This is a genomic window from Bacillus sp. V5-8f (assembly GCF_002863565.1).
Classification (GTDB): Bacteria; Bacillota; Bacilli; order Bacillales; family DSM-1321; genus Peribacillus.
Genome location: NZ_PGUW01000007.1, coordinates 76,876 through 95,872 on the forward strand (window position 1 = coordinate 76,876; position 18,997 = coordinate 95,872).

Genomic DNA, 18,997 nt, shown 5'->3' on the forward strand with positions numbered 1-18,997 from the left:
CATGTTCATTTTTTTTGTAAAAACTCTTGGTACTGCTTCATTTTAAAATCAAGGTATAAAGTAACTTTTTGTAAGGGGTCTTTTAAGTTGATTCTTCCTATATCCGCTATTCGCTTTAACCGGTAGGTTAATGTATTTATATGGATATGAAGCTGCTTTGCCGTCTCAGCAGGGTTGCAGTCTTTTTCTAAATATACCTGTAACGTATGTATCAGGTTTGTTTGGTTTTTATTATCATATGAATTTAAGGCTTGAATGGGTATATGCTCCGTCAAGGAATATCGGCTTTTTACAAGGGTATCGAGTGATTGGAAGATCCCAAGTTCCTGATATTCAGTCAGGTCCTTTGTCTCCTTTGGAAATGCCCGTTTTATTTTTAAAGTGAACAAAGCTTCCTCATAGCTATCGGTTCCTTGAATTAAAGAACGATAGATGCCGCCGCATGTGCCTAATATGTCGTTGACACTGAACCTCGTCGACATCTGATTGATGAAATAAGGAATGAACTCTTTAATCGAGGTCTCGAACCCATCTTTTTGTTTAGAACCAACAAGTAATATCAATTTCCTTTGATCTGTCGTGAAAAAAAAGGGCTTAACTTTTTGGGTGGTTGTTAGCATATAGGATATATTACGTTCAACTTCCTGTGTTATTTCCTCTGGAAATTCGAAGACCAGTACTGTGAAACATGCGGGTTTAGGCAAGGAAAATTGTGCAAGCCTTCTGGCGATGTCCTGCTCATCCTGGAAATGGGCTGTCAGAAGCTGCCAAAAGAATTCCTGATGGCTTTCTTCTTTTCTTTTTTTTCGGATCTGCAGCTGCAAAAGCTGGTTTTTTGCTTCTTTGGCTGCGAGTTCCAAAAAGTCCATGTCTTCTTTGGAAAATGGTTTATTCACTTCTAAAGCCCATATGAACCCAAGGACTTCATTGTTTTTGCGGATGGAAATCGCTGCACGCTTTCCTAGGCCCACTTCATTGATAGACGGCACTTGAACAGGCTTATCGCTGCTTATGATAGCTGGCAGTATTCCTTCTCTCCAAAGACTGTTAATCACTTTTTCGGGAACCCTGCGGCTTATGATTGTTGAAATTCTGGCCTGGTCGGTGGTGTCATCGTGCATACTGTATGCGAGTACGCGATGATTGCCGTCCTCAATCGTAACCGGGCAGCCCAATACGGAACTGACACGATCCGCAAATTCCATCAGATCCCCGAAAATACCTTTAAAAATGTCTTTTTTTCCGCCGGATACATCCATACAAAAACCCCTTGAAAGTTCCATAGTGTCTTTAATCAAATATTATTATAATCTTAACAAAATATCAGCAGTAAAATTATAATCCAGCTCAGGACCAAGCGAAAAAGAGGCATGCAGATCATGCAGTTCTATAAAAAAATCCTTTCCGGACGGAAAGGATTTTTTTTATGGACCAACCAGCGGAACCCTTAGAACAATAGGTTTAATAAGAAGTAAATGAGGGCCGCGAGCGTACCTGAAATTGGCAACGTAATGAACCAAGTAATGATCATACGCTGTGCAGTTCCCCATTTTACCCCCTTAACACGGTGGGCGGCACCCACTCCAAGGATTGAGGATGAAATAACATGTGTCGTGCTGACTGGCAAGTGGATAAAAGTAGCGCCGAAAATAATAGACGCACCCGTCAAGTCAGCTGCAACACCATTTACTGGACGGATTTTCATGATTCCACCGCCGACAGTTTTAATGATTTTCCAACCGCCGACAGATGTTCCGAGTCCCATTGCCAGGGCACAGGAAACCTGTACCCAGAACGGGATATCAGTGGTTGAAAGTTGGCCGTTGGCAATTAACGCCATTACGATGATTCCCATGGCTTTCTGGGCATCATTCGTACCATGTGTATAGGCTTGAAGTGCTGCTGTGAGTATTTGGAAATAACGAAAACCCCTATTTGTTTTCGTTAGGTTATTATTTTTAAATATGATTTTAAAAAGGCTGTAAACCAGGTAACCCACACCAAAAGCCAATAGCGGGGAAATGATCAACGCTTGAAGGATTTTAAGAAATCCGGTCCAGTTCAAAGCCCCGAACCCGGCTGCGCCAATAGCTGCTCCAGCTATTGAACCGATAATTGCGTGGGAGGAACTGCTTGGTATCCCGTAGTACCAAGTGATTAAGTTCCAGGCAATAGCGGCTATCAAGGCGGCAAGAATCACTAGGGCACCATTGTTTAAGGTGAATGGATCTACGATATCCTTTGTGATGGTTTTTGCAACTCCGGTGAATGTCATGGCACCGAGAAAGTTCATGACGGCGGCCAAAATAATCGCATGCCTTGGTTTCAATGCCTTTGTTGAAACGGATGTGGCAATCGCATTTGCTGTATCATGAAACCCATTGATGAAGTCAAATGCCAATGCTCCGATTACTATAAGAATTGTTATAATAAATAAAGTATCCATGTATGGAGGACTCCTTAAGCATTTTTCATGATGATAGTTTCAAGCGTATTGGCGACTGTTTGGCAGCTGTCTGCAATTTCCTCGAGATCTTCATAAATCTCTTTATATTGAATGATTCGGATCGGATCCTTCTCAACTGCAAACAAGTTCTTGATCGATTGACGCTGGATGCCATCACAAACTGATTCAAGATCCTTTATTTTTATTGCATGCTGGCGAATGCTTGGCAATTTACTCTTTGATGACAGTAGTTCAACTGACTTAACAATTTCATAAGTACATTCTTTGATTGCGTCTACAAACTTCAGCATATATTCATCCGCATTCATGATAGAGTACATTTCAAACAATGCTGCCGTATGCTCAAGGCCGTCAAGAACATCATCCATGCTCATGGTCAGCGCGAGGATATCTTCGCGCTCAATAGGAGTGATAAAGGCATTATTAAGCTCTTTAATAACTTCGTGGACCATGTCATCGCCTTTATGCTCAAAATCCTTCATATTGTCCGCGAATACTTTTAAATCGCTGACATTGTTCAGCTTGTAATCAGCGAACGCATCTGCGGCCTCTTTTAAATTTTGGGCGATGCTTGTAAGAAGAATTGCAAACTTATCCTTTTTCTTGAAAACCATATAAAAAAACCCCCAATTTTTTGCATTATTTATGCATGATTACTTCATCCAGGAATATAACTTACGCATAGTATAAGCTAAACAATTGTATCCGAAATTCGACAAATTGCGAAAGTCCTTTCGAATAAAATTTACAAAATCTTAACATTGTAAATACGAAATTTTTAGAAAAGTCCTAAACGAACTTAACAAAATATTTCTCCCTCTTTTATACCCTACAGGTTGGGCACTACGCATCGAATAAATAAAAACCTGTTAGTGAAAATATATGATTAAGTTTTTAAATTGGTAAAAGACTAATCATTAGGAAGTACAATTGGTAAAATGCTACAATTAGTAAAAAAGAAAAGGAGGTTTTTCCATGATCAAAAATATCAAGGACACCATAACTTTACATAACGGAGTCAGTATGCCCCAGCTTGGGTTTGGGGTGTTTAAGGTTGAAGAGGGAAGCCAAACAGTGGAATCCGTAAAAAAAGCATTGGAAATCGGATATCGTTCCATTGACACGGCAGCCGTTTATAAAAACGAAGAAGGCGTAGGTAAGGCAATAAGGGAAAGTGGCATACCCCGTGCGGAATTGTTTATCACATCGAAGGTATGGAATAGCGACCAGGGCTATGAATCTACATTAAAAGCATATGATGACAGTTTAAAACGGCTGGGATTGGAGTACTTGGATCTTTATTTGATTCATTGGCCTGTAAAAGGAAAGTACAATGAAACATGGAAGGCATTAGAGAAGCTTTACAAGGACGGAAGGGTACGGTCCATCGGGGTGAGCAATTTCCATATCCATCACCTGGAAGATTTATTTGCAAACAGTGAACTTAAACCTGTGATTGACCAGGTGGAACTGCACCCTAGATTAGCCCAACCAGAACTTAGGGAGTTCTGCGAAAAGCACGATATCAAAGTCGAAGCTTGGGGCCCTCTTGGGCAAGGGAATCTGATTGATGAGCCTACCTTGAAACACATAGCCGAAAAGCACGGAAAGACAACAGCCCAAGTACTAATCAGATGGCACTTGCAGCATGGAATCGTTGTCATTCCAAAATCCGTCACACCATCACGCATTGAAGAAAATGCACAGGTCTTTGATTTTGAATTAAGCCTGGATGAAATGAGTAAAATTGATGCTCTGAATCTTAATGAAAGATATGGGGCAGACCCAGATAATTTTAATTTTTAAATCCTTCTCTACAAGGGAAAAGGCCACAGTGCCTTTTCCTTTTTTTGAATCAAAGATGTATATTTATGTATATTTATTTAAATGGGGATTTATAAATTATTAATTTACCCTGTTTTTTATAAGATAATCGTCATTTTTTATACGTTTTTTTATTCGTTATTTAGGTTTGGAATTTTGTCAGCGGGGAAAACATTGAGTACAGCGGCAAGGATACACAGCTAAGTAAAAAGCGTACGGGAGGTGAAGCTTTGGAAGTAAAAGCTGTTGGTCCGATAAGGCTTTGCTTACTGGCTGCAGGGTATTATGGGTGAAAAGGTTCGCCAATGATTTGAAAAACATATATGTATGAAAAATGGATCACTGACAGATAATAACCCATATGTTGTAGCCTTTTCATAACAACCAAGAATAAGCCTAGGTTTGGATCAGGAATTATATAAAATAATTTAAAAAGGCCATTGATGGTTGTTTATCAAAAAGCAAGCCGTATGTAATGCCGTAAGAGCAGAAGTAAGGTTATAAAGCCTTCTTCTTTAACTCTAAATTGTAGAATTCAGAATATCACAAACTAAGGAGGAAATTAAACATGGAATTTCTATGGTCATTAATTATTGGAGGGATTATTGGTTGGTTAGCTGGCATGATTGTTGGACGAGATGTACCATTTGGTATTATCGGTAACATTATTGCTGGTTTCATTGGGGCTTGGTTAGGTTCTCTAATCCTTGGAGACTGGGGTCCTGTTGTTGGTGACTTTGCCATTATCCCTGCTCTAATCGGAGCCATTGTATTAGTCTTTGTACTAAGCCTTATCTTCAAAGGCATGCGTAAAACATCTTAATAAAAATGGTTTTCAAGAGCCGCAAACCTTCCCTTATCGGGAAGGTTTTTTTGCAGTCACGGATGGATTAAGTGGCATATTATAGCCGAATTAAGCATACAAAAAATAAACGATAGTGTTTGGAATAGGCCCAGCTTTTTATGGAAGTGGGAAATCAGGAAAAATAGGCACAGAATCTAAAAACGGAGCAATGCATTCAATGGGTTCCTCTGTTACCGGATGGATGAAACTGATTTTATATGCATGTAGCGCTTGACGCGGAAAAACAGCTTTGCCTCCATACAAAACGTCACCAGCAAGCGGATGTCCGATATGGCTGAAGTGTACACGAATTTGATGCGTACGGCCGCTTTCAAGAGAACACTTTACAATCGTTAACTTTTTTTTAGGGTCACGCTCTAGCACCCGAAAATGAGTGATAGCAGTCTGCCCCGTCGGTGAAACCCTTCTTCTAGTTGGGTGATGTCTATCCCGGCCGATTTTTTCATTGATTGTCCCTTTTGCTTTTGATAGTAAGCCGTGCACAATAGCTAAATATGTCCGATGGATTTTTCTTTCCTCGAGCATTTTATCAAGCATGACGCCGGATAGGCGATTCTTTGCAAAAAGGACTGCTCCGGAGGTGTCCTTATCCAACCGGTGAATATGTTTTGCCATTGTAGGCTGTTCCGTGGAAAGCAGATAGTGAGCGACACCATTCATTAACGTATCAGCCTGACCGGCAGAATTGGGGTGGGTGTCCATTCCTGGCGGCTTATTTACAATCAATAGATGTTCATCTTCATATAAAATGGATATTTGTAAATCGGTAGCGGCTACTAAATCATCAGTATCTTCAAATACCGGTACCGCGAGCCTGTCACCGGGTTTTAACAGGGAGGTCCAGGGGATTTTTTGATCATTGACGGTTACCGCTTTCCCCATTCGCCATTCGTGGATCATTTTTTTCGGAACTTTCCAATAATCCTTAAAAATGCCTTCGATAGTATAATGCTTCCAATCATCAGGTATGGTCACGACCAAGAATTTACCTTGTTTGACAGATTCAATCAATTTTCTCCCTACTTTCGACATAGTCAGTGTTGAAACGATATAAATTTTGCTATAAAATGACATCAATAGGAAAAAATCAGTAACTATATTCCTATAAGAATAATGGTGAGTGGGTATAATTACCACCCTTTTTTTGTGGTTCATATGTTATTCTAAACAAAAGTATGCAAAATCAAAGATAGAACGGTCTTTGTGACTTAAAAGGTGGGTTATTTCGGTGAAGATTGTCTTTTCTTCAACATCTGAACAGGAGCAGGAAATCGGAAATCTAGTCTCGATCTTTTACGGGTCCATTTTTCCCCGGTATTTTACTAATGAAGAAATTCTTCAATTTGAGCAGATTGGGGTATTGCAAACTCCGGCTAACAACATTCCATATTTTGGGACACTTAAGGATGCCTATCAGGTCATGACTTGCCTACAGGTTATCATCTCAATATTAGAGAAGAAAGAAAATAGCAACCAACCCCTTGAACAAAAATTTGAAGATTTATTTGAAAACAACATAAGGATTCTTAATGATTATGGGATATTCTTCCCTCTTAATTTTGAGCACTTCACCTCTATAAAAAAAGAAAAAAGTGAAAATTCATATCTTTTGTATGTGGAAGCTGCTAATCAATACCTTGTCTAAGATATCCTACATATCTTCAAACTTAACAATCAAAACGAGGCACCCTATATAGAGGCTGCCTCGTTTTGATTGTTAAGTAAAACAGCCATTAGGAGCTGCCTTTGCATTTCTAGTTAACACCATGTGTCTCAAACCATTTTTTGAAAGTGGCTTCTTCATTATATCCTACGATACGAGCCTGCTCTTTACCATCTTTATAATGGACGATGGTTGGTGTAGACTCAAGCTTGTATTTATCCCACCCCTGTTCGAATTCTAACAGGTTGTACTGGACCAAATCGATGCCCATTTTTTCAGCCAATGGGGCTACAATCGGTGTGGTCTTTTGACAGTGAGGACATTCAGGGCTGTAGAAATAGACTGTTACTTCCTCGTTTTCTGTGAGCTTCTTTTCAAGCTCCTCAGGAAGGATTAAGTTTTGGTAATTTGGATCATCAAGCTGATCAATCGTCGAAGGCTTGAGGTTGTCCTTCCCATAAGGATTTCCCTGGGACTGCTCTTCTTTTTGAACATTGGTAATGATGGCAATAACGGCAAATAAAACAATGATAATGGCTAAGAATATAACTATCTTCTTCATGATGTTGCCTCCCTGGTATTTTTCCAAACGATATAACTGCAGATGAAAATAATGGCAAAGGCGGTCAACGCCAGGAAAGGAATCGTTATAAAGCCAGCCCAGTTGATATATTGCCCTGTGCAAGGAACCCTTCCGCACGCAGGGGCATGTTCCGATAAAAACGATACCTTTTGAATTAAATAATGGTATATAGATATACTAGCCCCGATTGCTGAAAGAACCATAGTGTAAAGGCTTATTCCGTAATCTTTTTTGACGATGGCAACACCCAGTATCACAGTGAAAGGATACATGATGATCCTTTGGTACCAGCAAAGCTCGCACGGTTCATATTGCTTAATTTCAGAGAAGAACAAGCTCCCCGACATCGCAACAATGGCAGCGGCCCATGCGATAAAAAGAATGTTTTCCTGATTGCCTTTCGTTTTCTTCATCCGAACTCCACCTATTTATAATTTCTATCAAATTATATTATGTATTCCTTTAGGCTGTAAAATATATAGTTCCGAGGACGGGCATTTTTGGAAAGCAATTTTTCTATTTCCAAAATTACTAGTAATAAACGGCCTAAGAAAAGGGACTGATAAATATATATGAACAAGAAAGAACCTGATGGGAGGCAACAGGGTTGAATCCGTTTGAGTATTTCTTTAAAAGGGTAAAAATACAGGAAATACATAACCGGATAATTGATACCGGGAAGAATTTCCTGTGCGGTTATATGTGTTAAAAGGAGTGCAAGGCTACCATGACAAAACTTGATTTGCATAAGTTTGAAAAGAAAATGGAAATACGGAACATGAAACATAGTGATATAGATGGGATTATATCCATGCAGGCAGTCTGTTTTCCTGGCATGATTCCCTGGAAGCGGGAACAGCTTGAAAGCCATCTTGAAATTTTTCCGGAAGGTCAATTCTGTGCAGAATACGACGGAAAAGTCATCGGTTCGTGTTCGAGCTTAATCATCAATTTTGATGAATATGATGACCGCCATTCATGGGACGATGTTACAGATAATGGATATATCACCAATCACGACCCGAATGGCTATAATTTATACGGAATAGAAGTAATGGTTCACCCGGATTTCCGCAGGATGAAAATAGGACAGCGATTATATGAAGCGCGAAAAGAACTTGCGGCCCAATTAAATTTAAAAAGTATCATTATAGGGGGCCGGATCCCGAACTACCATAAATACGCTGATGAACTATCGCCAAGGGAATATGTCAGGGAAGTGCAGCTTCACAAAATTTATGATCCTGTTCTTTCCTTCCAGCTGCTGAATGGGTTTAGCCTGATGCGCATCAATCCGAATTATCTTCCGGATGATAAGGCGTCCAATAAATATGCGACTTTAATGGAGTGGAATAATGTCGATTATCATCCAAAAACAAGAAGGCATTATAAAACGTCTGAGCCCGTACGGATATGTGTTGTACAATATATGATGCGGCAAATCAACACATTTGAGGATTTTGCAAACCAGGTAGAATATTTCACCGATGTGGCCTCAGATGCCCACGCAGACTTTGCAGTTTTTCCGGAACTTTTTACAACCCAGCTAATGTCCTTTTTGAATGAGAAATCTCCGAGCCTGGCTATAAGAAAGCTGACTGATTTCACCGAGCAATATATCGAGCTGTTTACGACACTTGCAATCCGTTATAACGTGAATATCATCGGCGGGTCCCATGTTGTAAAGGAAGACGATGATAATATCTATAATATTGCCTACTTATTCCGAAGAGATGGAACGATCGAAAAGCAGTATAAAATCCATATCACACCTAATGAACGTAAATGGTGGGGATTAAGTCCGGGAGATCGGGTGCAGGTTTTTGATACGGACTGCGGGCGCATTGCCATCCAGATTTGTTACGATATTGAATTTCCGGAGCTGGCGCGAATTGCTACGGAGATGGGTGCCAAAATTATTTTCACGCCTTTTAATACGGAAGACAGACAGGGGTACTTAAGGGTACGTTATTGCGCCCAGGCACGCGCTGTAGAAAACCAAATTTACACCGTGATATCCGGTACGGTTGGGAATTTGCCACAAACGGAAAACATGGATATCCAATATGCCCAATCAGCGATTTTTGCGCCTTCTGATTTTGAATTTGCCCGGGATGGGATTGTGGGGGAAACTAACCCCAATATTGAAATGGTTGTGATCGGGGATGTTGACCTTGAGATTTTGCGCCGGCAGCGGCAATCGGGGACCGTCCGCCAGCTAAAGGACAGGCGCAATGACGTTTATAGGATAGAATACAAAACAGGTATGAAATAAGCATGCGTAAATGACCTTTTCTGTATGAAAAGAAGAGGCTGATGATTGACATCAGCCTCTTTTTGCTTCGCTAATCGGGTACCAGCCAAGTATCCCTCGGTATTAGATTCTGTGCCAAAATATACTTTTTATTTTTTCCATCCCCTTAGCCATATAAGCGTATGTCATGTAAAGACATTTCTGCGGCATGGTCAAGGTAACGGAGGAGGCCATAAAGCTTTGATTCGATAATGCTGTAGTCATCTTCAAAATTGTAAGCGTGAAGAAAATGTTCAATCCTCTTGGATAAAATATTGTCTTTTGTCCGCACCATTAAGATGAGCAGGTTATCCCATTCTGACCGATGTGTGTAAAACAGGGCGCGATCATAATCTGTTTTATTCATTGGCATCTCTCCTCCTTAAAGGAGTTACTTGTATTTTTCTCTCAAATCTCAGAAAAATCTCATGCAAAAAGTGGAGATACGGCGAATTCGTGTCTGTTTTAATTTACCTGGATAGAAGTTAGCTGGACAAACCAGAAAGATGAATAAATTTTGAGCTCTTTCTACACCAAGCATACTTATACATATGAAAAAATGGATTCGGATTTGAAGGAAATATAGGAAAAATATTAAATGTTCTTGCTTATTAACTTGCTTGCCATACGAACCGTTAAAAAGTATAAGCGAAGGAACATAGCACATATTAAAGGTATATAAATAAGTATGGGAGGAGCACCTATGAAAAAAGTGCCTGCAATTCTCTTCGCTCTGATATTTATTTGCCATTCAGGCATGGTCAGCGCACAACAACCGGATTATGAAAAGTATGGAAAAATTGCAATTGCCGCGGTACAGGCAGACTATCCTGGAGAAGCTGTCACAGATTATCAATACATGGGCCGTAAAAATGTTGGAACCGGACTTGTAGAGGATTCATTTCTTTTTACGGTAAATGAAAACGGAAAAAGGGTAAAGCCACTCGTTAAGGTGAAACATAGCACAATCAATAATAAATTGTTAAATCTGACTGTGGAAGAAACAAGTGGCCAAATACCACGATAAATTACGGCTGAAGTCAGTAGAAAAGAAACGCTTGGGGTGCAGTTCATTCCCAGGCGTTTTTCTATTCTTTACGCTAGTTGAAAATATCTACCTAGCCGTCATTTTCCCCTAATTTAATCATACATTGTGGTAAGAGAGGAAAATGGGGGGACGCTTATGAATATTGCCGAACAAAAAGCCCTGGAAAAATCCATCGATGAGATAACGGAGATTGCAAAAGGATTCGGCCTCGACTTTTATCCTATGCGCTATGAAATCTGCCCTTCTGAAATCATTTATACATTTGGTGCTTACGGTATGCCTACTCGTTTTTCCCACTGGAGCTTTGGGAAACAATTCCATAAAATGAAGCTGCATTACGATTTTGGGCTTAGCAAGATTTATGAATTGGTGATTAACTCTGATCCGTGTTATGCATTTTTGCTTGATTCCAACACATTAATCCAAAATAAACTTATCGTAGCGCATGTACTGGCCCACTGCGACTTTTTTAAAAACAATGTTCGATTCCAAAATACGAAGCGCGATATGGTAGAGAGCATGGCGGCCACCGCCGAACGGATCCGGCGATATGAGATCCAATACGGAAAGAAGGAGGTCGAGACCTTCCTGGATGCCGTATTGTCGATAGAAGAGCATATCGATCCCTCGCTTCTCCGCCCGAAACTGTCCTGGACGTTGGATGATACGGAAGAAGAAGAGGATACTCCAAAACCTTCTGCCACTCCATATGACGATTTATGGGGACTTGATAAGAAGGAGAAACCCCGTCCAAATACTGTGAAAAAGAAAAAGAAATTCCCTCCGCAGCCTGAAAAAGATCTTCTTCTGTTCATTGAGCAATACAGCAGAGAGCTCACAGCATGGCAGCGAGATATTCTCACAATGATGAGGGAGGAAATGCTTTATTTCTGGCCGCAGCTTGAGACAAAAATTATGAACGAAGGCTGGGCTTCATACTGGCATCAACGGATTCTCCGTGAGCTGGATTTAACTTCAGATGAAGCGATTGAATTCGCAAAGCTAAATGCTGGAGTTGTACAGCCATCGCGAACCAGCATCAATCCTTATTACTTGGGCTTGAAAATATTTGAAGATATTGAAGAGCGGTATGATAATCCGAATGATGAAATGAAACAGTACGGCGTTCAACCTGGAACTGGCAGGGAGAAAATGTTCGAAGTGCGCGAAATCGAGAGCGACATCTCTTTTCTGCGAAATTACCTAACAAAGGATCTGGTTACCCGTGAGGATATGTATCTATTCCAGAAGCAGGGCAAGGATTACAAGATCGTCGACAAGGACTGGGAACAAGTACGGGATCAACTCGTCAGCATGCGTGTAAATGGAGGCTTCCCTTATCTAACTGTAAATGATGGTGATTATCTCCGAAATGGTGAATTATATTTAAAACATTGGTTTGAAGGTATTGAACTGGATGTGAAATATTTGGAAAAAGTACTGCCGTACATTTTTCAGTTATGGGGCCGACCCATTCATCTTGAATCAATGATGGAAAATAAGGAAATTCTGTTCTCGTATGATGGGAAAGGAATTCATCGAAAATATTTGTGAGGAGGCTGCTGTATTTTGGCAGTCTTTTTTAATTCCCAGGAGGGACATTTACTTGCCTACTATTCGAAATTTGTCTTTCATGTCCAGGAGGAAGGACATTTTACTTGCCTGATTTTTGAAGTTTTGTCCATCATGTCCCGCATGAAATGAAAGACATACAGAAATTGTGTCCATCATGTACCCGATGTTAACTTAAAAGCTGGGAAGTATTGCTGTAAATTTTAGTATACTACCCAAGTAAACGTGTATGTTACTGTGTATTTTACTGATCGCGCAAGTAACAACCTGGATTGTTCCAAAAATACTGATATGGAAAGCAACATTTCTGAGATGAGAGTGTACCGAATAAGTGACATCCGAAATCCTAAAACCAACTTCCTTAAAAATGTATGCACGGTTTCAGGTTTGGGTGTTAGAAACTTACTGAGAGTCTTTTTTTTCTTTATATAAGGTTTTACTTGTGTACTTAGCAATATGCTTTATACAATATTGATTGCAGACTATAATTGCAAATTTGCATAATGACATGAGGGAGTAGGTTAAACGGATTACTTAAACCACATAATAAATAAAATCGCTTTGACGAACTCCTTCTTTGCTAGTACTAAAGGCAGACAAAAAGCTTGACGACTTTTTGTTACGTATTTAAACTTACTTACATAAAGTAAGTTTGAAGTTCGGATAAAGACTCTAACTGAATTGCAAAATAAAACAAAAAGGTGAATAAAACAATGAACGATACAAAAATACAAAAAGAAATTATATCTGTATTAGAAGATAAAATCCAGTTAATCAAAAAAGATTCCGGTGCCATTTATCTGGTTGGGCCTATACGACTGCCCGTAAATCTTGATGGAGAAACGGTTACATTTAAGTGGTATTGCTGGCTGAATTGTGATGAGGCAACAGCGGACTATGAACGGATTATCGAGAAGTTAGCATCTGAAAATCTGGCGCAATACCAACAATCTAGTGTACTTGTTTATGGAGATTTTGAATTTGCCGATCATGCCTTGATCCGTATGCATTCCATTTGCCATACAGGTGACATTTTCGGAAGCAAGCGCTGCGATTGCGGTTTCCAGCTAAAGCAATCCATGAGAATGATTAAAGAGCATGGAACAGGGGCTTTATTTTATTTAGCCAACCATGAAGGCCGGGGAATCGGGCTATTCAGCAAGGCGATGGCCTATGTCCTACAGGAAAATGGCTATGATACGGTTGATGCTAATATAAATTTAGGTTTTGTGGATGATTCCCGAAACTATGATGACGCAATTAAAGTTCTAAAAGCATTGCGTACAAAGCCTGTTACACTTATCACAAATAATCCAAAGAAATTGCGTGCCCTCGAAGACGCAGGCATGCTCGTGGAAGGCAGAACACCTTTATGGGGTGACATCTCAGAATTTAATGAAAAATATTTGCAGACGAAGATAAACCGCTCCGGCCATCTGGAACAGGAAGGAATGCCTGTACATGACTAACCATGAATTTTATATGGACCTGGCCCTGAAAAATGCGCAGGCAATGAAAGGGCAAACAGACCCAAATCCATTAGTTGGTTCGGTTATAGTAAATGACAACAGGGTAGTAGGTATTGGTGCGCACTTAAAAGCAGGGGAACCTCATGCGGAAATTCATGCTCTCCGGATAGCTGGCGAAAAAGCAAAGGGAGGAACGATTTACGTTACGCTTGAACCATGTTCACATCACGGCCGAACGGGGCCATGTGCGGTAGCGATTGTAGAAGCAGGCATTAAGCGAGTGGTAATTGCGACTTTAGATCCAAACCCGCTTGTATCAGGAAGAGGCGTGAAAATTCTCGAAGATGCAGGAATTGAGGTCATCGTTGGCGTCCTGGAAGAAGAATCACGGAAAATGAATGAAGTATTTAATAAATTTATCGTAAGTCAGATGCCGTTTGTTACGGTGAAGGCGGGGATTACACTTGATGGGAAAATTGCGACTGCTTCATCAGACAGCAAATGGATTACGTCTGAAGACGCTAGATATGATGTCCACAAGGAAAGAAGTACGAACCAGGCAATCCTTGTCGGGGCAGGTACCGTAATTCACGATAATCCAGAGCTCACCGCAAGAATTCCTAATGGACGCAATCCAATCCGCGTAGTTCTGGATTCTACTTTAAAAATTCCCCTGGAGTCAAAAGTAGTTACAGATAACTTAGCTGATACGTGGATTTTTACGAGCGGATCACATGATCCTGACAAGAAGGAACGGTTAGAGGAAGTGGGTGTGAAGGTCTTTGTAACGAAGGACCCTAAGAGAGTAAATCCATTTGAGGTGTTGCAGGTCCTCGGGAAATATTCCATTTCCTCTGTTTTGGTGGAGGGCGGCGGAACCATCAACGCCTCTTTTCTTGAAAATCAATTGGTTGATAAAGTGATGATTTATATAGCGCCTAAATTGGCTGGCGGCAAAGCTGCTCCTACTTTCCTGGAAGGCATGGGCATCGATAAAATGGCTGATGCGGTTGAACTTGCCGATATGACGGTAGAAAGCATAGGGAAAGACTTTAAGTTCGTTGGCTATCCAAAGTACAAAACTAAACAATTACAAGAGGGACAAAGAAATGAAATTTGGTTTTGATATAGATGATACCTTAATCAACCTAAGGCAGCATGCGTTTCACATTTACAATAACAAGCTGAACCAAAATGTTGCTCTTGATGTATTCCATGCCCTGAAAAGGGTTGAAATCCATGAGGCATTTGGGCTATCGGATGAACAAGGGAAAGAGATGTGGAACAGTTCCCTGGAAGAAATCTATTATACGACATGTCCCTTATATCCGGGTGCTGTAGAATTTCTGCACGAGCTGGATGAACAAGGTCATGAAATATATTATATAACCGCTAGGCCAAAGGAGCATGGCGAGCGCACGAAAAAATGGTTAATAGAAAACGGATTCCCAGTTCAGGAAGGCCGGTTTTTTTTCGGAATGAAAGATGAAGAAAAAGTAAAAATCATTCAGAATCTGGATTTAGATTTTTATTTTGACGATAAACCTGCGGTGCTAGAAACACTTTCGAACGAACGTGCTCAATTATTCGTAAAAGACCAATCCTACAATCAAAATCTTGGACTGCCCCGTTTTACCAATTGGTCTGAAATAACAGAATTGGTTAAGAAAACGGTTAAGAAAGGTTAGACATTGCCTCTTTGGAAGAATAGAAAAAGGGAGGGCCCGTTGGCTCTCTCTTTTTCTAAATTAAAAGGTAAAAGTGCGAACTATCGGGTGAAATGTTAATATAAAGTGGTTAATTTGAAAAAAACATTGCACAAAGAAAGGAGCAGCAACTTGAAGAAACTATTGTTATTTTTTGCGGTGTTCTTTTTGGTACCTGGCATTACCAGCGCTCATACTGGACTGTCATCGTCCAATCCAAAAGATGGACAGGTGGTTATCGAAGATTTAAAAGAAATAACTCTTACATATGAGACAAAAATAGAAACATTAAGTACGATGAAACTAATAAAGGACGGAACTGAAATCCCATTCCAACAAATTAAGGTCGAGGAAAACCGCTTGATTGGGACATTATCTGAATCTTTAAGAAACGGACCTTACGTAGTCGAATGGAAAATTGTTGGAGCCGACGGACATCCGATAACGGGGAATATATCTTTTACAGTTCAGTTGCAAGATAATATGGAAAATGAACAGGAAAGTATTGAGGAACCAGACAAAAGTGAGGCAACGGAAAAAAAACAGCCTACTGGAATTGAGCATGAGAAAAGTGCATCTCCAAAAGAATCTGATACTACCCGAAGTACACTAATCACTGTTGTTGCTTCCATTCTCGTTCTTATTTTGGTAGCCGGTTTATTTTTAATACTGAGAAAGAAGCGTTAAAAGGATGGTCGTTCTGACTCCGGTTGCTGAATTTTTCACATATTTGTCGTTTTCCGTTCTTGTTGGCCATGTTGTGCTTCAGTTTGTACCGGAAAAAAGTAAGCCGGGAGTGTTTATACCGAAACCAGTTTTATTGCTTTCCTGTCTTGGGATTATATTTTTTACATTTATCCCTGTTTTGCAAGTCATCTTGTACTTTGAAGGAAGCCTTGCACTGGGTCCAGCGGCATTATCTTTCCTGACAGAATTTCAAGTTGGAAAAGCGTGGATTTTTATTGGGTTTATGGCTACTTTTTTATACTTGACAATATACGTACAAGGATCAAAATATATGTTGTCGTTTTGGTTACTTCTCATGATCCTCGCAATCGGATACGCAAGCCATATCTCTAGTCTTTCGTTTTGGTATGGCCTTATTAATCATAGCATTCACTTTGCAGTGGCGGTAATCTGGGTGGGGATCCTTCTCAATGTTGGTTGGTTTTCAAGCAACAGCAACAACTGGGAGCGCTTTTTAAAGTGGTTTACACCGTTTGCAGTGGTTTCTGTAGTTATGATCATCATAAGCGGCTTACTTGTTATGTTTCTAATAGTTGAACCGGATGAATACCTAAAGGCTTGGGTTCTGCCATATGGACAAATGCTATTACTCAAGCACATAAGCATCATTCCGGTCATTGTGTTTGCGTGTATTAACGGCATTCTTGCAAAAAAGGTGAAGGATTCTTCCTATGATCCGCTTCCTTGGATTAAGGCTGAAACTATTCTACTAATGTTCGTGTTTTTTTTCACCGGAGTAATGGGAACTCTTTCTCCTCCACATGAGGTAGACCTTACAGTCCGTACAGAAGGATCGGCGAAATGGGTGGAACTGCTTTTAAATAAAGAAGTAACATCTCCATTCCAGGCCGGTCTTTCGCCATCGATCCTTTCGTTCATGTTTCTGTTAATTTCTATAATAATCCTACTATTTATGATTATCAGCCATAGGCGGAAGCTCCCGCTTTTAGCAGTCGTTTTGGGCTGTTGTTTAATCATTGCCCTTTATATGGCATTTATGTTGGCCTTTAACATTGTTGGTTAAATAGTAGCTTGATCAAACAGCCTGTAAAATCTTGCAGGCTGATTTTTTTATATTTTCAATGGTTCGTAAAAGAGGTTAAATAACCCCTTTTAGGGGAACATAGAAGAAAAAGGGAGGAATGAATATGAAAGACCAGGAAAAGCAGGTTAATGGACAAGCAGACTATTTAGTAGACGATGTTCATGCTTCCAGTGATACCCAAAACCTAAGAGATCAAGAAGGCAACCATAGCCTAGTCTGCAACAATGAGCTTTTCAATAAGGAATTATGGGCTATTGTGGATGATACATCCCGGGAGGAATAAGAAGCTTTTCTCCTAAATGTACTTTATATAGATTTCAACCATTGCATGATTACACCAGGTATTTCACATGGCCAATATATATTAAAGTATATACAAAGAGAAAGCTGACGGGCACTATATTACCTGTCAGCTTTTGTTCTTGTATTTGAATATTCCATGGGAGTGGGCTTTTTCTTTCCGCGGTGCAGTAGCCACCCTGCCAATATTAATAGAAGGCCTGAAATATCAAGGATAGCAACAAAAATATTGAAACATGTAAAGATCTATTCCATACTATATTTGTAGCTTCTATTATTGTTTAACGAGGAGGGCTCAGAATGGGTCACCATCACGGACACTCGCATGGACATGGCCATCATCACCATCATCACTCATCCAATAAAAAGGCACTTCTTTCTGCGTTTATATTAATCTCTCTTTTTATGGTCGTTGAAGTAATAGGGGGGGTTCTTACAAACAGCCTGGCACTCATTTCTGATGCGGGACATATGTTAAGTGACGCAGCTGCACTGGGGTTAAGTTATTTGGCGATACGCCTTGGCGAGCGGAAGGCAACCAATGCCAAGACTTTTGGCTACAAGCGTTTTGAAATAATCGCCGCATCCATTAATGGGGTTACGCTGCTTGTTATTTCCATCTATATCGTATTTGAGGCGGTACAAAGATTTATGAATCCGCCTGAAGTTGAGAGCATGGGAATGCTTTCAATCTCTATTATTGGGCTTGTAGTTAATATCGTCGCTGCCTGGATATTAATGCGAGGCGATAAGGATGAAAACCTGAATGTTAGAAGCGCGTTTTTACATGTGATCGGGGATATGCTTGGGTCTGCAGGTGCCATTGTTGCAGCGTTATTGATATATTTCTTTAACTGGGAGATAGCTGACCCCGTCGCTAGCGTAATTGTGGCGGTTTTGATTGTTATAAGCGGCTGGAGGGTAACAAAGGAATCGTTCCATATTTTGATGGAGGGAGTGCCTGAGCAAATAGATATGAAGGAAGTAAAGGCTTCCTTGCTCGAATTACCGAAAGTAACCGGTGTACATGATTTGCACATCTGGACGATTACTTCAGGCTTCCCGACACTTAGCTGTCATGTTGTAATCGGCCCCCAGGCAACCCATGACCTGGTTCTATCAGAAGCGCAAACCTTGCTTCATGACAAATTTGGTATTGAGCATAGTACCATACAAGTGGAACGAGAAGAGGATGGCTGTCCAAATCCTCATGATTCTTGTAATTAATTCTCTAACGTTGATGAGGCCAGCAAATGGTGTTTTAGCACACATTCTATTAAACTCATGTTGCAATATATATGGGCCTTATTCATGATTAAATGGGAGATTCATTCATATATAAGATCATGTCATGCAGTTAAACGAAACTCATGCTTCCCCTATTATAAATAGAACAAAAAAGGCGAACCATCGAA

At 40.2% G+C, this 18,997-nt stretch carries 20 protein-coding genes; 13 read left to right on the forward strand and 7 right to left on the reverse strand.

The annotated features are described in order from the left end of the window. Window positions 1–5 precede the first annotated feature (5 nt). The 3 genes from CUU64_RS11175 to CUU64_RS11185 all read right to left on the reverse strand — a co-directional run bounded on the left by CUU64_RS11175 (window position 6) and on the right by CUU64_RS11185 (window position 3,081). A complete protein-coding gene (locus tag CUU64_RS11175; RefSeq protein WP_101633709.1) occupies window positions 6–1,259 on the reverse strand; it encodes a PucR family transcriptional regulator in 1,254 nt (417 codons plus the stop codon). 188 nt (window positions 1,260–1,447) lie between these two features. Beyond that, window positions 1,448–2,446, reverse strand: a complete 999-nt coding sequence (locus tag CUU64_RS11180; RefSeq protein ID WP_101633710.1) for an inorganic phosphate transporter — start codon at window positions 2,444–2,446, stop codon at window positions 1,448–1,450. Window positions 2,447–2,460: 14 nt separating this feature from the next. Further along, on the reverse strand, window positions 2,461–3,081 hold the full coding sequence (locus CUU64_RS11185) for a DUF47 domain-containing protein (RefSeq protein ID WP_101633711.1): 621 nt from the start codon (window positions 3,079–3,081) through the stop codon (window positions 2,461–2,463). Window positions 3,082–3,442: 361 nt separating this feature from the next. On the opposite strand from CUU64_RS11185, the gene CUU64_RS11190 reads away from it, so the two are divergent. Further along, complete coding sequence (locus tag CUU64_RS11190) at window positions 3,443–4,273, forward strand: aldo/keto reductase (RefSeq protein WP_101633712.1); 831 nt, start codon at window positions 3,443–3,445, stop codon at window positions 4,271–4,273. 586 nt (window positions 4,274–4,859) lie between these two features. Next, window positions 4,860–5,114, forward strand: coding sequence for a GlsB/YeaQ/YmgE family stress response membrane protein (locus CUU64_RS11195; protein ID WP_101633713.1), 255 nt, complete (start codon window positions 4,860–4,862; stop codon window positions 5,112–5,114). Between the two features lie 138 nt (window positions 5,115–5,252). On the opposite strand, the gene CUU64_RS11200 is transcribed toward CUU64_RS11195, so the two are convergent. Beyond that, window positions 5,253–6,167, reverse strand: coding sequence for an RluA family pseudouridine synthase (locus tag CUU64_RS11200; protein WP_308302368.1), 915 nt, complete (start codon window positions 6,165–6,167; stop codon window positions 5,253–5,255). Window positions 6,168–6,384: 217 nt separating this feature from the next. On the opposite strand from CUU64_RS11200, the gene CUU64_RS11205 reads away from it, so the two are divergent. Continuing rightward, window positions 6,385–6,801 (forward strand): DUF5365 family protein, encoded by a 417-nt coding sequence (locus CUU64_RS11205; protein ID WP_101633714.1) that lies wholly within the window; start codon window positions 6,385–6,387, stop codon window positions 6,799–6,801. Window positions 6,802–6,910: 109 nt separating this feature from the next. Here the strand turns inward: CUU64_RS11205 and CUU64_RS11210 are convergent, their stop codons facing one another. Both CUU64_RS11210 and CUU64_RS11215 read right to left on the reverse strand, forming a co-directional pair. Beyond that, the gene (locus CUU64_RS11210) at window positions 6,911–7,381 is read right to left on the reverse strand and encodes a thioredoxin family protein (protein WP_101633715.1); all 471 of its coding nucleotides are present in this window, start codon (window positions 7,379–7,381) and stop codon (window positions 6,911–6,913) included. Further along, a complete protein-coding gene (locus CUU64_RS11215; protein WP_101633716.1) occupies window positions 7,378–7,815 on the reverse strand; it encodes a disulfide oxidoreductase in 438 nt (145 codons plus the stop codon). The genes CUU64_RS11210 and CUU64_RS11215 overlap by 4 nt, the downstream gene beginning before the upstream one ends. Window positions 7,816–8,129: 314 nt before the next feature. Here CUU64_RS11215 and CUU64_RS11220 point away from each other — a divergent pair, with 314 nt between their 5' ends. After that, entirely contained in the window at window positions 8,130–9,677 is a 1,548-nt protein-coding gene (locus CUU64_RS11220; protein WP_101633717.1) for a bifunctional GNAT family N-acetyltransferase/carbon-nitrogen hydrolase family protein, read from the forward strand. Window positions 9,678–9,822: 145 nt separating this feature from the next. On the opposite strand, the gene CUU64_RS11225 is transcribed toward CUU64_RS11220, so the two are convergent. Then, complete coding sequence (locus tag CUU64_RS11225) at window positions 9,823–10,062, reverse strand: YhdB family protein (RefSeq protein WP_101633718.1); 240 nt, start codon at window positions 10,060–10,062, stop codon at window positions 9,823–9,825. 336 nt (window positions 10,063–10,398) lie between these two features. On the opposite strand from CUU64_RS11225, the gene CUU64_RS11230 reads away from it, so the two are divergent. The 9 genes from CUU64_RS11230 to CUU64_RS11270 all read left to right on the forward strand — a co-directional run bounded on the left by CUU64_RS11230 (window position 10,399) and on the right by CUU64_RS11270 (window position 18,809). Beyond that, window positions 10,399–10,722 (forward strand): DUF3889 domain-containing protein, encoded by a 324-nt coding sequence (locus tag CUU64_RS11230; RefSeq protein ID WP_180954559.1) that lies wholly within the window; start codon window positions 10,399–10,401, stop codon window positions 10,720–10,722. 156 nt (window positions 10,723–10,878) lie between these two features. Continuing rightward, a complete protein-coding gene (locus CUU64_RS11235; RefSeq protein ID WP_101633720.1) occupies window positions 10,879–12,297 on the forward strand; it encodes a SpoVR family protein in 1,419 nt (472 codons plus the stop codon). 731 nt (window positions 12,298–13,028) lie between these two features. Continuing rightward, window positions 13,029–13,784: a GTP cyclohydrolase II gene (locus CUU64_RS11240; protein WP_101633721.1), complete on the forward strand. Its 756-nt coding sequence runs from the start codon at window positions 13,029–13,031 to the stop codon at window positions 13,782–13,784. After that, window positions 13,777–14,910 carry a bifunctional diaminohydroxyphosphoribosylaminopyrimidine deaminase/5-amino-6-(5-phosphoribosylamino)uracil reductase RibD gene (ribD, locus tag CUU64_RS11245; RefSeq protein WP_101633722.1) on the forward strand — a complete coding sequence of 378 codons (1,134 nt, stop codon included), beginning with the start codon at window positions 13,777–13,779 and terminating at the stop codon, window positions 14,908–14,910. Before CUU64_RS11240 ends, ribD begins: the two co-directional genes overlap by 8 nt. Continuing rightward, window positions 14,894–15,472: a 5' nucleotidase, NT5C type gene (locus CUU64_RS11250; protein WP_257985493.1), complete on the forward strand. Its 579-nt coding sequence runs from the start codon at window positions 14,894–14,896 to the stop codon at window positions 15,470–15,472. Before ribD ends, CUU64_RS11250 begins: the two co-directional genes overlap by 17 nt. A 150-nt stretch (window positions 15,473–15,622) precedes the next feature. Further along, window positions 15,623–16,177, forward strand: coding sequence for a copper resistance CopC family protein (locus CUU64_RS11255; protein WP_101633958.1), 555 nt, complete (start codon window positions 15,623–15,625; stop codon window positions 16,175–16,177). Window positions 16,178–16,181: 4 nt separating this feature from the next. After that, window positions 16,182–17,261, forward strand: coding sequence for a copper resistance D family protein (locus CUU64_RS11260; RefSeq protein WP_101633723.1), 1,080 nt, complete (start codon window positions 16,182–16,184; stop codon window positions 17,259–17,261). A gap of 124 nt (window positions 17,262–17,385) precedes the next feature. Beyond that, window positions 17,386–17,565: a hypothetical protein gene (locus CUU64_RS11265; protein WP_101633724.1), complete on the forward strand. Its 180-nt coding sequence runs from the start codon at window positions 17,386–17,388 to the stop codon at window positions 17,563–17,565. A gap of 317 nt (window positions 17,566–17,882) precedes the next feature. Beyond that, window positions 17,883–18,809: a cation diffusion facilitator family transporter gene (locus CUU64_RS11270; protein WP_101633725.1), complete on the forward strand. Its 927-nt coding sequence runs from the start codon at window positions 17,883–17,885 to the stop codon at window positions 18,807–18,809. The last annotated feature ends 188 nt before the right edge of the window (window positions 18,810–18,997 follow it).